This window comes from Brevibacillus sp. AF8, assembly GCF_021270385.1.
Lineage (GTDB): Bacteria > Bacillota > Bacilli > Brevibacillales > Brevibacillaceae > Brevibacillus.
In genome coordinates, this window is sequence record NZ_JAGQDN010000011.1 from 184,557 (window position 1) to 201,021 (window position 16,465).

The 16,465-nt window shown below is 47.0% G+C and carries 8 protein-coding genes and 1 pseudogene; all 9 read left to right on the forward strand.

Going from position 1 to position 16,465, the window contains the following annotated elements; all coding sequences use genetic code 11:
* The first annotated feature begins 4 nt into the window (after positions 1-4).
* Complete coding sequence (locus KB186_RS16310; protein WP_173610650.1) at positions 5-3,040, forward strand: M23 family metallopeptidase; 3,036 nt, start codon at positions 5-7, stop codon at positions 3,038-3,040.
* Positions 3,040-3,459 (forward strand): hypothetical protein, encoded by a 420-nt coding sequence (locus KB186_RS16315; RefSeq protein WP_173610651.1) that lies wholly within the window; start codon positions 3,040-3,042, stop codon positions 3,457-3,459. Before KB186_RS16310 ends, KB186_RS16315 begins: the two co-directional genes overlap by 1 nt.
* A 6-nt stretch (positions 3,460-3,465) precedes the next feature.
* The gene (locus tag KB186_RS16320; RefSeq protein WP_047072281.1) at positions 3,466-3,885 is read left to right on the forward strand and encodes a hypothetical protein; all 420 of its coding nucleotides are present in this window, start codon (positions 3,466-3,468) and stop codon (positions 3,883-3,885) included.
* A 13-nt stretch (positions 3,886-3,898) separates the two neighbouring features.
* Positions 3,899-5,704 (forward strand): hypothetical protein, encoded by a 1,806-nt coding sequence (locus KB186_RS16325; RefSeq protein WP_173610652.1) that lies wholly within the window; start codon positions 3,899-3,901, stop codon positions 5,702-5,704.
* A gap of 14 nt (positions 5,705-5,718) precedes the next feature.
* The gene (locus KB186_RS16330; protein ID WP_221866799.1) at positions 5,719-6,807 is read left to right on the forward strand and encodes a hypothetical protein; all 1,089 of its coding nucleotides are present in this window, start codon (positions 5,719-5,721) and stop codon (positions 6,805-6,807) included.
* Between the two features lie 82 nt (positions 6,808-6,889).
* Complete coding sequence (locus tag KB186_RS16335; protein ID WP_232773990.1) at positions 6,890-10,147, forward strand: 3-keto-alpha-glucoside-1,2-lyase-like domain-containing protein; 3,258 nt, start codon at positions 6,890-6,892, stop codon at positions 10,145-10,147.
* 2 nt (positions 10,148-10,149) lie between these two features.
* Positions 10,150-14,817, forward strand: a complete 4,668-nt coding sequence (locus tag KB186_RS16340) for a hypothetical protein (RefSeq protein WP_232773991.1) — start codon at positions 10,150-10,152, stop codon at positions 14,815-14,817.
* A 12-nt stretch (positions 14,818-14,829) separates the two neighbouring features.
* A complete protein-coding gene (locus KB186_RS16345; protein WP_173610655.1) occupies positions 14,830-15,978 on the forward strand; it encodes a beta-xylosidase family glycoside hydrolase in 1,149 nt (382 codons plus the stop codon).
* Between the two features lie 20 nt (positions 15,979-15,998).
* Positions 15,999-16,465, forward strand: a pseudogene (locus KB186_RS16350) (discoidin domain-containing protein); the annotation flags it as partial.

A 16,465-nucleotide genomic window follows, 5' to 3' on the forward strand; every position in this document is an offset into this window, starting at 1 on the left:
TTTCATGCAAACGATGTCCAATGAGCTGCGTAGAATTCTCTCCGAGAGACTCAAACTCGGAGAATTATCGAAGCCCTCGTGCCGCGTCGAGGTAGATCGACTCGTCTTCGTGCCAGGCCGTACCGAAGAACTCGATTTCATTATGAGTGATCCGCGGGAAGAGAAAACATTGACCCGCACCATCATTCAAGATGGTTCAGGAGACGGGGGAACTGCTCTCTCCAAGATCCCCTTTGTCTTTCCTGTTGAGGGCAAAAGCATCCGAGATATTACAGCCTATATGGGCGACAACCGCAACCACAAAGGGATTGATATCGCTTGTCCAGTCGGTACACCTATCAAAGCTGCCTGGGCTGGCAAAGTAACAAAAGTGACTGTGTCTGAAAAATATACGAGCTTTGGCTTTCGCGTAGAAATTCAGCATGCGGATGGCATATGGACCCGTTACGCCCATATGAGCGAAATCCACGTCAAAACAGGGGATTACGTCACGCAAGGCACTATTATCGGGAAAAGCGGCAATACAGGAGACGTCCGCTCTGCCGGCGTTACGGACATGGGCACCTATGACGATCCCAATTCCCCCCGCTCCAAAGGAAGAGGAGCTCATCTGCACTTTGAGGTCTGGAATGGAAAAGCCGTTATCGATCCGTTTCCTTATATGAATGGTTCGAAGTATCTGTTTGCTGCCTCTTCCAATAACGGTGCAGGAGTCACAACCGATGCCACCTATGTTGGAACGCCAGGAGCAACTCTTTTTGAGGAACGGTTTACCAATAATACGTGGCACTCAAAATCTGTCTACAAAGTAGACGAGCTAACCAAAAAGCTATCCATGATCGAGAGAAGCTCGACGGAGCATAGCAATCTCACCTTTACCTTTGATCCCAAAGGGTACAAGACCGTCTTCCCCTCCCCAACCGTAACGACTGGCATGAATCTCAAGCTGACCTCTGTTCACCCCGGCATTTTTAGCATGGGGTTCTCCACCAACTTCGGTGAAGGTGCCGGCGAGCTGCGCGTTTTTTTCAATGGAAAAATGCAAATCAAGGTCAACAAATTCTCCGGGACAGAAAACGTAGAGATTCGTGATATCCCCTTTCCCAATGGCGAAATGGAAATTCGTATCGAGCTGTTTTGGAATGGAAAACAAGTCAATCGTTTTTCCCTCCAGTACATTCAGATCAAGGAATTGCAAGGGCGCCCCGACCTGTACGGGAACAAAGACAAAGTCGATCCGACGGTGCAGCAGGAGTTTTTTGAGGAACGGGAAATTACGAGCACCTTCATGCCTGGACAGCCGCGAAAAGTATCGCTCCAGGTCGGAAAGTTCGTCTATATGGACACCCTAACTCTGGACAATATTACCCACATCGAAATGGACGACCAGTTTGAAATGGATTCCTGTGAGGCACGAATCACGATTTCAAACCCGAACGGCTACTACAGCCCGGACTATAATCCGTTTTACTTTCCCGAAACCTACAAGGAAACCCCCTGGTCTTATTTTGTGAATGGATTCCATGTCGGTGTCCTCTCCGAAAATACTCCTGTTCGGATCTACATGGGCTATGGCCTGAATTTAATGCGCGTGTTTACTGGGCTGATCGACAAGCTCGATTTAAATGGCGAGGAATCGACCATGACCATTTACTGCCGCGATATGTACAAGAAGATTTTGAACAAGGTAATTACTGAGGACAAGCAATATCCCCCAGACATCGGACATTCTGCCGCACATGATACCAATGTTTTTTCCTCGATGTCTCGTCGGGACAAAATTATCTCGATGGCCAAAAAGCAGGCCAAGCAGCAGGGTCCAGAGCTCGATTATAAATTTCTGTTAGCCATTGCGGAGCACGAAACCAAAATGGGGACGCTGGGGAAAGGTCTGCCTCCAGGAGACTTCATTCTCGGGTATGGATGCTATACCGGTGAAAAATGCGATCCGCAATACCAAGGGATCGAGCGACAGCTCTACCGCGGAGCCGTTCGCTATCGGGAGGCCATGGCAAGCAAAGGCTGGCGCTTCCAATCAGTCGACGACGTCAAATATTTTTGGCAAGGAGGAGACAAGGGGGCTTACCAATGGGCGAGTGATACGAATTGGTATAACAGCGTGTGGCAAATCTATCAAAAGTTCCGTTCCAGCACGGAGTTTGATTCGATCCCTGAATGGGAGGGTACCGCACCTGTCCCAACTGAACCAACTGCCAAAGCCGCCTACCTCAAATCCGCCATTGTACAAGACTTGATTGCCCATGCAGGAATGTACGGCTGGCGTAGCAATCCGCAAGACATTTACTACCCCTATGCCATTGTACAAGAGACAAGCTATACCCACGTGACGCAGGCAACAGGCAAGGTTTTCAAGGCTGTGCCCGATAAAGAGGGCGAATTTGTGGAAGTCGATGCCGAATCCATTTTGACCCCAAAGGGTTGGAAAAATCCTTTTATTGAGCCACCCGGACGCAAATTCGAATCGTATCAATACAAAGTCGGAGAAGCCATCGCGGAAATCATGAAAGATACAGAATTCCGTTCCTATTGTGACCGTTATGGCACGTATCGCTTGGAAGAGATTGATATGAATCGGCCGATTGTGGCTACTTTTACGGAGCACGATAATTTGATCACGATTCATAAGACGATCGATTTTTCCCGTGGCAGGAGCCATCTTGTCATTTTGGACGAAGAAAATAAGGCTGGTCATTTCGTAGATACCGAGATTTTGATGGAGTTAAAAGGCGAGGTCCGCACAGGCGTGAGGCACGTTCCCTCTGCCAAGACAGACGAATTGAAGCGACAGGCCGCGCGACGAACATTTTTTGATATAAAACGCTTGTGCCGTACGCTGCAAATTTCCATCCCTGGCAACCCTGCCTTGGATGTCCTCGATCGTATTTACATTATCGACTCTAATACAACCACCCGAGAAGCGTATACCATCAAAGGAATCCGATCGATGTTCGATGCGCAGAACGGCTATATGCAAATCCTCGATTTATTTTGGAGCAACAACGAGGGGGCGATTGTGTAATGGCTGGGATTGCGAATGATTATTTGATTTATCCGATCCTCGATCTGATCCGTGATGAAGTCCACCGTACCACGACAGTCACAGCAGACCCGTTCGTCGAGGAGCCCTCTGTACGTCTAATCCGAGAGCATCCCCTCGATCCGGAAAAGGTCACGGGTGCAAAGCTATTCTATGAGTCTGGCTACATGCTGGATATTTCCCTCACGTTTGGCTCTACAGACACGACCACCTTCCCGCTTGAAGTCGATCAGCTCCATCCAGACTGGGAGTACTATTCTCTTTGGCGCTTGACCTCGGTTACCGCTGCAGGCTTCGCACCTGACGGAAAAACGGTAGGATCTTATCTGATCCGTCTACTCTATGATACGAGGGGCCTCTTAACTGGCACCGATGTCCTTCGTATAGAGAAAGAGAGGTGAGTACAAGTGGGCTTCTCCGTTGTTTATTCGGGCGGGGGCGTGATTGACAAAGTACGTGAGCTCCCCTACCCGCACTTTTCCAAATTTACTGAGCCCTTCATTCGTGGACGCATGATTGATGTGACTGCGTCCAAGCAAGTCTTTTCCGATACCTATGCCCTTCCCTACCCGACAGAATTTTTATCCGTGGCGTTTGCTACCAATAATTACTGCGTCGGCGATTACTGGGAGCTGAGTCTGGACGGCGTGAAGGTCTGTGAAACGATTTATACCAAAGAGCTGCCGGAGTCCGTCTCGATGGGAAACAGCTTTGGGATCGTCTATCCGTTGAAGCCAAATGCGCAAGTCCGCTTTGACTTCCACAACATTTCAGGTACGGAAAAGAAAGTTTGGTACAATGTAAAATTTTTACGCAAGAAACTGTAAAGGAGGCGTATGGATGCCTAGTAAACAAGTAGCTTGGATCGAGGGCGAGGTTACAGCCGATTTGCTCATCAACAAGCTGGCTGATGAAATCGTCAATGCCAAAATCCCGGATACTAAGAACCGCTGGGAAAAGGTGTTTGAGGTTAATGAAGATAAGTGGGTTACGTATCAGAAGACGACTGTTGCGAATACGCAAGGGACGTACAAGCATACGGATGGGAAGACTTACCCGGTTTATGTTTTGCCGGATTTGAGGGAGTTACGAGGTAATGGAGGGACTCTTCTCGTTGATGCAGATGGCTATATCTTCGAAACGATCAATACAGAAAATATTAAATCAAACAAAAAAATCCAAGTGAAAGAGTTTGTCTATAAAAATGATGAAGGAAACGACATCACCCTTCCTGTTCCTGGTCTACTGGTGGTGAATGTCGATGATACCGACCCTGCCAACACTGTCAAGAAGAAATGCTATGTGGTACAACAGGGCAAGTATGAGTTGGATGGGGTAACATTTACCCCTGGAAAAGAGTGGGATGAGTATAAACTCATTACACAAATGCCCTCTGATTGGAACGATCTTCTTTCAAAAGGTCAATGGTCGGTATTTTACTACTCTTGGGAATGGACTTATGTTCGTCCTACCCTCTACAAATTCGGAATGGTCAAATACATTGCCAACCCCGTCCATCACTACGACCACACGGTCGTCCTAAAATCCGTTCCTGACGTACCTACAGGCCAAACGCCTAACGACTACTTCGTCATGTTGAAGCATCCCATCCAGCAGTACAACTATCTGGATGTGTCCTACGGCAAAGGCTTCACAGGCAAAAATCCCGTTGGAAACTCTGCCGATACGTACCAGCTTGCCTGCGATATGAGCACAGTTATTCCCGGCAAAGTCCCGGTCGTCCTCGATCAAAAACAAGCTGAACTTCAATACAACAAATGGAACAATCCTGAAGATACCGACAAATACATCCCGCCTCATGAAGCATGGGCACTCGATTACGACGACAAGGTCGAAATTAAAAGCCCTTCCTCCCACTTTTTCTACGGCGCCGACTCTGTCGTCTCTTGGGTACCAAACAAGAAGCGTCGCCCAGACTATTGGGTGGAATACAACCTCTCTGTAAGTAATGATCGTGTAGCAATCGTAATTGAAGGCGACCCTTCGCCTGATATGGATGCTTACTACAGCAGCTTTGCTTATATCGGAAAAACGATTCCTTTTGCTGACTATGATCACAAAGGCAATTTTGGAATTACAGTCGGCATGGGTGATTTGACCAAGGAAAAATCAGGCTTCCTTCCAGCCGACATCAAGCAGGACACAAATCCTAACTATTCGGGCTGGGGACGCTATACCTCCAACGGCATGTACTCCTTCTCCATGCTGCAAACCCGTAGCTCCGTTTACTTCCAAGCGTACTACCCTGCCTTTATTACCCAGCTCCCCAAATACGATGGAGTGGGCACAATCCCTCCTGAGCTGTCCAAAATGGTACTCGAAGCAAACGGCTTCCAAAGCTCGAAATGGACGAAGAAATATCATGCATCGCCGATCTATCTGGTACACCAGTTCGAAGGCTATCGTGGCTACCTCGACAGTGTCGTAGCAATCGAGGACCATAATCTGATCAACAAGGACGAGCTCGTCGTAGATACAGAGGAACCAAAAGATCCGAAGGACCCTGCTGCCGGAACTTGGACAGAGGTATACAAGTTCTTCCGAATCAATACCCCTGTAAACTTCTTCAAGTACTCCCCCAACCCTACCGATTGCACCATCGCCATTTTAAAAGAAGTATATTAAAGGAGGATTTTCACATGGCCAATTTTAAATACATTGAAAAAATCACCACTTCTAAAGAGCTCCTGGATACCATTAAATCTGAAATCGAACAAATCACTAACTATCCCCATAACGCAACCGCTGGAGAGACGCAGGAGAAATCGACCTGGACAGTTATGACAGATCTCACCAAAAAAGATTCCGCTTCTGGCAAAACCTCCGAGCTTGTCCTAAAAGGCATCTCCAAAATTAACACCGAGACCAAAGAGTTTTATGTGAAATTCGTCAATCCAGGCTTCACCAACCCGAAGGAACACAGCTCTTTGACGGTTCAAGTATTGACAGACTACAATCCAACAGCCAAAACCTTCGCAACAGAAGGACATCCAGTCAATTTCGAATGGGCTGACGAGAAATTCGTCGTCAATGGCAAACCGACAGATCGTACGATTGATAAACCAGTCTACCTGTACATGAACGTGATGAACAACCGCCTTTCCCTGGTTGCCGTTGGCGATCCGGCTGTTCACTTTGAAGATTATCGCAAGAGCTTCCTGTACGTAGGCGCACTTAAGCCGTTCAAGTACAACATGGATGATGTGGTTGGAAACATCATGCTGACGGCTGGAGCTGTCGCTACTGAGCCTGCTGCTCCGATCGCCCCACACGATTATGGTCAATACACTTCTTTTGGCAACAACACCTTGCAAATGCTTGCGACAAAATCAGGCATTCGCTTCCAAAAGCACTACCCTGCCTTCATTACCCAAGCTCCACAGCCGGGCAAGGCATATTCCGATAGCAAGCTCGGGGACACGGGTCTTCTTCTGGAGCCACAAGGCTTTAACGCATCTGCTTGGACACGCCGTTACCATTTGAGCCCGATTTATGTCGTACACGGCTATGATGGATACCGCGGCAGCTTGGATGCCTGCATTGCTGTTTCAAAAAACAACATTCTCCACTTGGATGAATTGATCATTGATGTCGATCCGAGCGACACGACCAAGAAACACAAGCAGGAAGTGTACCGCTATTTCGACCATAATACCGAACAGAATTTCATGAACTACTCCGCCAACGTAAAAATGGGGGTCGCTTTCCTGAAGGAAGTTCGCTACTAAAAGAAGTCCCTCTAAAACCGTATAGCTAGCAAAAGGGGGAAAACTAGAACGCATCTCTGGTGTTCCCCCTTCTTTTTGGGAGGTGAACCATTTGACCGGGATTTCTTCTCTAGCAGCCTATCAATTCAGACTTGCAGACCACTACGCTTCTATTCGCAACTATATCGGAAAAGTAACTTTCACGACTTCGCCCTCCCGTAAGTATTCCTTCGTCTATATTCCCTACGGACAAAGTGCCAGTATGGTCATGCTGGATTATTTGCTCGCGAACCGGAAATCATTTGCTGCTGATCTACACGACTCTTTGCAGGATATGATTCGGAATGATACCAGCATGGCCAATCCCATGGAACTGGTCGTGGTATCCGATCGCTCGCCGCTTAAAGAGAGCTTGCTTCAGGACGATGCCCTGGATGCTGACCGAATTATCAAGCAGCCATTACAAGTTATTCGTCGTGTACATTTATCAGATCGGATTAAAGCAGCAGGAATGGCAAAGCTCAACCCTGCCCAAATGTCCGTACGCGTGAATAAGGATGAGCTGCATATAGATTTGCCACCAGGATCGGCGAGTCGTTCCATTTTTGCCGAAGCTATCATTGGGAAAGAACAACCTGTCGCAACAAGGACTAAGCGTTTCGCTGGAAAAAAGATGAATGAATGGTTCACGGGCGAGCGTTTCTCTACCTTCGATTTATTCGTAAATACCGATAGAAGCTTGGCTGGGCGAAAGTTTTGGGCTTCTCTTTTTGTGCAGATGGAAAGAGAATACGCAACCAGATCAATCACTCACAATCTATCTATTGAGAACAACCTGCCTCTTTCCAGCCGGGATAACAGACATGCCATGTATACGGATTGGTCCCGTTTCATTGGCGAGCGTCATTTTGTCTTTGAAATGACCCGTCACTTCGTGCAAACCTTCCACCGGATGAAAACAAAACCGACGAAGGTGCTTCGCGACATGGACTGGGCTTACCTCAAAGCCCGTCAGTATGACGCCTTGCTGCACTTCCTTCACCATGCAAGCAGGATCGCTACGCAAGATTTAACGATCCATCGGGCTTCTACAGGTTTTCGAACCATGCTCCAAGGTGGTTCCCTTTTGCAGAATCGCTACTGGGGCTATCGAGATTTCACGCGTCTTCTCTCCCTCGATTCCTTTTCACCAACAGCTTTCCGACCATACCGAAATGACTTGTTCATCAATCGCTCTCGACTCCATGCTGCTCGTCCCTATCAATCACTAGGTACACTCATCACGGAATATGCTATTGGTAATCGAGACGTAGTTTCGGAGCTCGCTATTTTCCTATCACAGATTACGGGAACCCGAACAATTCAAACAGATGCTTCGCTCATAACCTATCTGGAACAAAGCTCCCGACACAACAGTCACCTCTTGTTTGTTCCCAACCCCATCAATGATTCTCTTCGAGAGAAAACCAATCCGCTCTGGATTCCCCAGCACTTCGAACTCGGAAAGAAAGATCTTTCTCGTCCCACTTCGATTATCAAAGATGACCTTCGCGCAGATCGCCAGCTCGTACATGCTGCTCATCTTTGGGAAAAGGAACGCGCCATCGATCTTAGTGGGGGCAAAGCACCTAAGCCATCCTTTTACCAGGATGAGGATGACATTTTCGCCAATCTGGAAAATGTACGCCCAAGTCTCCTGGCAGAAGATATGATCTTCGCAACCATCTTGCGCTTACTGCCCGCTCATCTTTTGGAAGACATCCTTGCTTCCAAAGAATTCCCTTCCCACCTGATGGACGACATGATTTTTGCCTCGCGCCTTACAGACGGTCAGAGTATTTTAGAAGCACTCATGGAATGGGCGCTGACCAACAAAACTTTCGATGCTTACGTAGATGAAGAATTTTTAGAGGGTGTGCGGACACGGGTTCAGGCATTGATCGAATCTGAAGTCATTTTCAGTAAAGCGTTGCAAGACAGAGCCGGCATTCTTTCCTTTGAGACATGGGAGTCCACCCGCCAGAATGAGATTCTCTCGTATCTGGAGGAGGACGGGGTTACAGGAAAACGGGAAGTATTGCTCTCTTCCACGGTTGAGGAGGTGGAAATCACCAGTCAAATGGAGGCAGCCCCTTCAACCATTACAGAAGCACTGGTCGGCGAAGATGTATTCCGTCCAGCCGAGCTGCAAATTGAGAATCCATTTGGTTACATGGAACCCGATCCGTCCTTTTTGTTCGACGAGCATACAGCCCGCAAATCCGCTCACGCCAGCGACCTTGACGAGTTGCCGGTCACCGCAATACTACGCAGCAGAATCACGGAATTGTGCAGCGGCTATCTCTTCGCTACCTCCCCGCATGAACGAGCCAGTTACCTCGTCGATTTATACGATGTGGCAGAAAAAGGCGCGCGTGATGGAGAACTGCAAGACGACGAATGGCGAAAGTATGCCAAGCTCGCACTGAAACAAACGGTATTGCATGAGCAACTGATTGCCTATCAGCCGGAAGCAGCAGCTCATCTGATCGAATCCATCCTCAGTTACAAACAACCAGATCAAGCTGTTATCAACGCAGATTGGGTCGCCTCCAACCAAGAGCGTGCTACCTCGCTCCTCACCCAAATCATGGGTAAAAAAGAACTCGCAGACGCCGTCATCCTGGAATACTTGGCTGGCCAATTGGATCATAGAAAAGGTCATATCGAGAAACCATTACTTTCTGTTCGCGACTACAAGAAAGCATGGGCAGATCGTATAGAAGAAATAGGACAAGGTTTGGTCTACGACTACTCCAACGATGTTCTCGAAGCTGAACATGATCCCGAGCATTGGTCAGGTGGTTTTTCTGTTCCAGAAGCATACGATCCCCACGATCCATTCAATGCGTACTATCCATGGACGACGGATATGAATGCACTCGCGATGGGGCAAGACAACTGGACCCGTTTTGGCTCGGGCACTTGGGAGCATAATCGCGACCAAGGCACTTTTACCCATCCAAAAGGCTCCAGTAGCATGAGCGGCTACATTCGAAATGACTTTACTTATTCAGACTATCAGTTTGAGGTCGATTTCAAAGTAGATGAGCCCGCAGATGGAGACAGCGCTGGCATCGTGTTCAAATATCACAACGACCAGAACTACTGGATGTTCGTCGTCAGTGGCGGAAGCGCCAGTGGTATGCCGCGGCCCATGCAGCTTTTTAAGGTAGAGAATGGCAGATCAACCATGTACTCTACCCCGATGAACCCGTTTGCCTGGGAAAAAGAGAAATGGTACACGCTGCGTGTTTGGGTTACGGGAAACCGCATCCGCGTCTGGGTAGATCATAACCTGCAATACGATTTTACCGATTAGAGGTGATCATTTTGGGTCATACGTTTGGCATTTTTTCTAAATCAGTGGGCAACGTCACATTCGGAAAAATGCGCTCCTCGCTGGTAGAGGGCGCATTCCACCCGAATCATCCGGACAATCCGGACAGCCCCAATCGCCCTCGCGCAGAGGATCGTTACGCTGGGTATCAGAATCCACTTTTGGGCGATCCCGGCAAGGGTCAGATTGGTCGTTGGCAGACGGTTAATCTCGACTCTCTCGAAAGCATGATCGATCAGATGATTGAACAATTTGTCCGGGACAAAAATTGGTATGCCAAGGTTCGTTGCCGCGAAGCGCTTTGGAACATGTACCGTCGCCTGGAATGGTGGGTCAACCAGCAAATCGATCCGCAAAAAAACGACTACCAGCGAGCCTTGCTCATGGTACGCGATTGCATTTACAAAATCCTGAAAAACGCCGAGCAGCCGGATGGAACCCATCAAAATGTTTCGCTGCCAGTTTGTCCGGCTCCTTACTATCATCACTTTAGCGGTTACTATCTCAATCATTACGATGCCATCGATAAAGAAGTCCCGACCTTTGATATGCGGACTCTCCCGTTGTCGGATAAATTTCACGGCTTGTTCCGCTACGTCTCCTCGACGGAAGATCAGGAATGGAAAATGGTTCACTCCGTCGGCTCCAATGAGATGGCGGGAAGTGAAAACATCATGAAGCTGGATGTGACCACTCTCAAGCACGGTAATTCCAGCAAAGTGACTTTTCAGTGGCGCTTTAAAAAGCAAGGCTTTATTCGTTTTAAGTACATGGTTAGCACTGCTCCTGGCGATGGGTTGCTGTTTTTTATTAACAACAATCAGGTTGGCGGGGAATGGAATCAAAACAACAGCTGGCAGGAAGCGAAGTTTCACGTCAAGCCAGGGCAGACGTACAAGTTTGATTGGTTTGTGCGTCGGATGAGTGATCGGCGGTTTGGGAAAAATGCGGTTTATGTTAAAGATGTGGAGTGCGTTGAGGTGGTGCAGAGCTTGGATGAGCAGACACCGCCGGATGTGGATACGTTGGGGGATGCGGCTTATAACATTCCTGGGTGGGAATGGATTACGTTTTCAGATAAGAGTATTATGACCACCTATTTTTCAGGAATTAACGATACGCTTTCAAGGAAAGTTCAAAGAGTCATCGATGCAGAGTGCGCTGGAGATTTTAGTTTTCAATACGAAATGGGGGTGGATAACCCTCCCTATACGAATGAATCTGTTCTATTTTTCGATGAAGAATTTGCTTCCCGTACCCAAATCGGCGAAGGAGTACGAGGAAGTACCGCGGTCTCACAACATGGGTGGCAGTGGTCATTAGATGGACGTTCCTCCTCCACTCAAGAAGATTCAGCTATCATTTCTTATGATATTGAAATTGGTGACAACTGTACCGTTGATTTAACAGGAGATGTCCAACTGATTTGTCCACCACTAGAGATTGATCACTACGAGGAACGAACCACCAATGTTTCTGACCCTTTAAACTTCTCCTTCACCGGGGTGAGTCACTGGGAATGGAAGTCGATTCCTGGACTTGGTAGCGGAATTTATATGCAGGACCCCATTGTTTCCGGAAATGGAGATGCCACCTATACTCTTGAGCTTGAGGCCGATGGGTGGATTGAGTTCAGTTTTACTACTGGTTTACGTGATACAGAAAGACTCCTTGTCATTATCAATGACGTACAACAACTAGAAGCGACGGGAGATGAATGGGAGAAAAATGTACAGCTCCCATTAGTAAAAGGCCGTAATACCGTTATTTTTCGGATTCAAGATGACCTGACAGAAGAGCCCCTTGAGGAAACTTATCCTGGTGAATTCTCTTATCGGTCTTCAAGTGGCAAACATAAAACACCGATGGGCAGCTATATTGATGTAGACCGGGAATGGAGAACAGACAAAAACTCCAGTTACACAGAAAAGGATCGTGCAGAAAATGTTTACAACATCTTCCTGAATCCTGGTTCCTCCTTTGACTTTTCGGAAGAACTGGAGTTGAAAAGTCTCGTTGATGATTCAGAGGAAGATGACTATGAAGTAATTTTCTCTGAGGACTTCAATGATCGGGATAACTATGCACGTGAAATTCGTGTCGATGACAACTGGGAATGGGAAGATATCGTTACTCGTTATCATGGGGAAGGTCACGGAGGAGACGGTGTACTTAAGGTCGAGAATAAAGACGGTACCCTGAACCGCCTGTATGTCGAGAATATAGATTTGAATGAACCGGGGTTCGTAAAGTTTGAATACGGTGGTTCCTTTTCAGACTACGAGTATCTCAGTTTATATAGTAACAATCGGTTAATATGGTCTGAAAACAAAAGCACAAGTGATCCGCTTGGCCGTACCGTATTGGTTCCACTGGGGCGTGGTAAGCAAACGTTAAAATGGGTATTTGAAGATTGTGATGAAATTGAGGTTGAGGACCCCGATCCCGATTATAAGCCGCCGACGAAACCCGATCCTTCTACAGGTGGTGAGAAGTGCTATCCGGCGGGATCAGAGACTCATTTGGGTGATTATAGCCCTTTTATTGATCACCAACAAGTATATGAATCTAAAAGGAAATTTAGAGTGCGATGGATGCAATATACCCAAGGTCCTGTAAAGATTTACTACGATGGGAACGTACCAATTGCGCAAGGAACTGAAAGAGATGGTTACACACTCAGGCGATTTATTAATAACTCTTCTGTCACATCAGCCAAATATTCCGAGCGATTAAAAATCTATGCTGGTAAAGGCTATGATGTTCCAAATGCATTCGATGTCCCTGTCAAATGGGTTTTCCGCCCTCATCCTGACGCTGCTAAAAAGACACCGATACACTATGACAACACCTATGTGATTACGTCTGAACAGGTTGCAAATAAAAATAATTCTTCCACCTTTTGGTACGTTATCTTTGACAGTGTGGGGAATGAACATTTAGAAGTTGAGTTTGACTATCAGTACTATTGTTACGAACTAGATAGTCAACAAGGTAATAAAAATGGGCGACAAGTCTCTACGAAAAGATTATATAGCTACGCAATAGCGACGGAATACGATCCTAAAACGAATTCTCATCTTCTTGTAACACGTAAAAGTATTGGCTGGAATACCCCAACAATCACAACCACAGGTAATAAGAGGATGAATGTAGGAAACAAGCAGAATCCCTATAAAATAAGAGATTGGAGCGCCGCTAAACACCACGCCGCCCCAAAATTTTATTGTAATAAGCCAGGTCCCTATTGCATTGTCTTTGACGTCAAACGAACTTTTTTTAAAGACTCAACGCTTGGAAGAGATGAAGTCCCCTATTACATCGCGATCCGTAATCTTAAATTAACATCCAATAAACACCGTGAATTCAGCAATAACTATGACGACACAAAAGTAGAAGTTACCGTAACGGATATAACCAATCGAACAATTATCGATACTTACCCCTTATCAGCAGGTCCTACAGGCCAGGCTGAACATTTCATAAAGTATGATGTCCCTCAAGGTAGACATTATCGTATTGATTACAAACTGCTAAAGGGAATAAGTCATAGGGGGGGATTAGATGACAATGGAGGAGTCTTTACTCTCAGCCAGGGAAAAGCTGAAGAAAAATGGGGAAGATATTGCATTGATAAACTAGGCTCTATTTATCCAAAAGACAACTCGCCATATGAACCCAATCTCCCCCCTCCCACTCAAGTAATCATACCCGATGACTCCTGGTGTTGGATCGATACAATCGAAATCAGACAAAGTAAAAAATCAAAACCATGCCGCGATGCCTATGTCCGCGTAAGAGTTTACGACGAAGACAACGGGACCATCATATCAGAAGAGAAATACTCGGATTTTGATGATGTACAAACAATCAAAGCTGCTATTACCAATGATTCTGATGAAGGTAAAAATTATTCTATCCGAATCAAGTTCTATACAGATTGTGATGCCGAAGCGAGATTAAGTAATGGAGAGTATACATTCCATGACAAGCTCCCGCTCCCTAAATCATCAGCGTTTGTATACAACTTCAAAACGACTGCCAACGTCCCCATATGGATGGGCGGTTGTAACGGTAGCAATATTCAGGTAAACATCTATGATCAAACAGGCAACAAGCTTCAAAACACTACCGTTAATCTCTCCGGAAACTACGACTTTACCCTCGAAAACCTATCCAAACCTTCCGTATCTAAAGTACGTGTCGAAATTACTACAGAACAAAAAGGCGAAATAAGCGAGTGGACTGGCAAAAGCTATTTGACTACGTTCAAGCTCCGAAATTTCAAAGCAACGGAAAACTGGACAATTGTCCCCTCTCCTTTTAATAGCCAATTGGACTTTTTCATTGATGGCGTTCTTCGAGGTAGCTATACAAATGCTGGTGGTGCCCCTGTGTTTCAAGTAGATAGAGGAAGGCATACTTTCACCTGGGTATTTACAGCAAAAGGTACAACAGAGGTCTGGGATTACTGCAATATCGACTACATCAAACTAACCAACTGGATCTGCGACAAGGTCCTCGTCACCCCCTACTGCGATCCCGGCAGCGGAGACAAATGCGTCGAAGCACTGATCAAATGCTTGCTCGCCATCTGGAAACAACGCCCTGAGGCATGTGTGATTGGCAAACGAATATGGCTATTTACGTAAGGAGGTACTTCTATGAGTGTAGTTTCTCGGCGTAAATCGGGGTTTCTCTTCGAGGATTCTTTCGATTCTCTTACCCTCGATTCCAAGTGGAACATGACACCAAATGACTCTTCAAGGTGGTCGCTATCAGACGCACCAGGCTCGCTCCGTTTAAAAGGCGGAGCCGAGCCGCTTCAACTCTTTTTAGACACACTTACCCCCGTGAAACAATTCGTCCTCGATATGAAAAATTCATACAATCCAAAAGCTTCCGGAAGCACAGGCGGATTGACTGTCTTCATTAACCACAATGACTTTTTCCACGTCGAAGAATATTACGATGCATCGCAAGGCACTGTGAAAACCTTCCCCTGGCTTCGATTAATACGCGACTACAATACCTACACCGCTTATTGGTCCGAGGACGGAGCCATCTGGCACATCATCGGTTCGGAGGAATTCAACCGCCTTGCTCCCAAAATCGGTATCTTTCTCAACAGCAGCGCTACAGACGACTATCTGGACATGGAACACGTCCGCGTTTTCTCCCTCCCCACTCTCACTGTCTCAAACCTCTCCCCCGGCACCCGTGTAGAGCTGCTCGATTCCACAGGAGCCGTTGTCGACTCCAAAACGTGTCGGACAAGCCAAACATCTATTCAATTTGATATGACTCAGCATCCTATTCCATTCATTGGCTCCCTCCGTTTTGCGGAAGCAGACGGAAAAACAACGATTAGCTCCAGCGACCAGATGGAAATGTGGGGCGGAGACGAATACGACTTTTCCCCCTCTCTCACCCTCTTTTTTATCGATGGCGAAGGAAATGAGGTCCACCTGCAAGACAACACGGAGGAGTTTCTCGGTCATATGCTCCAAGACCAGTATAGGGAAGTGAAAATGATAGCCCGAAATACGATGCATCATGGGACTTTTACGGGTATCGAAGGGGTCCTCACCTCCTATGCAGGTACCGATCAGTACAAGCGGCTAGTAGATGTCGCTACAGACAAAAACGGCGTGCCTGGTACGTGGGGCGATTCTTTCACCCTGCCGGATACTGCGGCAGGAAATGAACAAGTTTTCTGGACGCGGATTTCCCGTGAGACCGATCCAGCACTCGTTGATAAAACGACGCATGTCCATTTTGGGCTCAATTTGTCCGCCGTTTATACCAAATAAATCGAAAAGGAGCTGAACGTATGTCGGTCAGAATCACCCGAACAGGCACCGAAGTCGTCCTCGATCATAATCAGTTGGCCAACAAGGGAAAACGTACCCACGCCGAAATCGACTCCTACCTCCAGGAGCTGGATGATGCCAGAGAGAATAAACCGAGCTTACAGGATAAATTCCGTGAGCTAAAAGATAAAGACGATGAACAGGATCGTCAGCTTGATGCCGTGAAAGGTGCTGTTTCTACCTTTCAAACGGGGCTGAATACGTTATCGTCAACGGTCGGTGCGGTAGAAGCGAAAAATCAGACGCAAGATCTCCGTCTTTCGCAAGTCGAGCAAAAAAACGCACAGCAAGACCAAGCCATTTTGAAGCTGCAAAGCGATGTCTCCTCTAACCCGAATGCCGAGGTGGTCGCTGCACGCCGGGATCGGGATGGGCGAACTTTTCCTAGTCTGAAAGCTCGGTTGGATGATATGCAGGGGAGGATTGG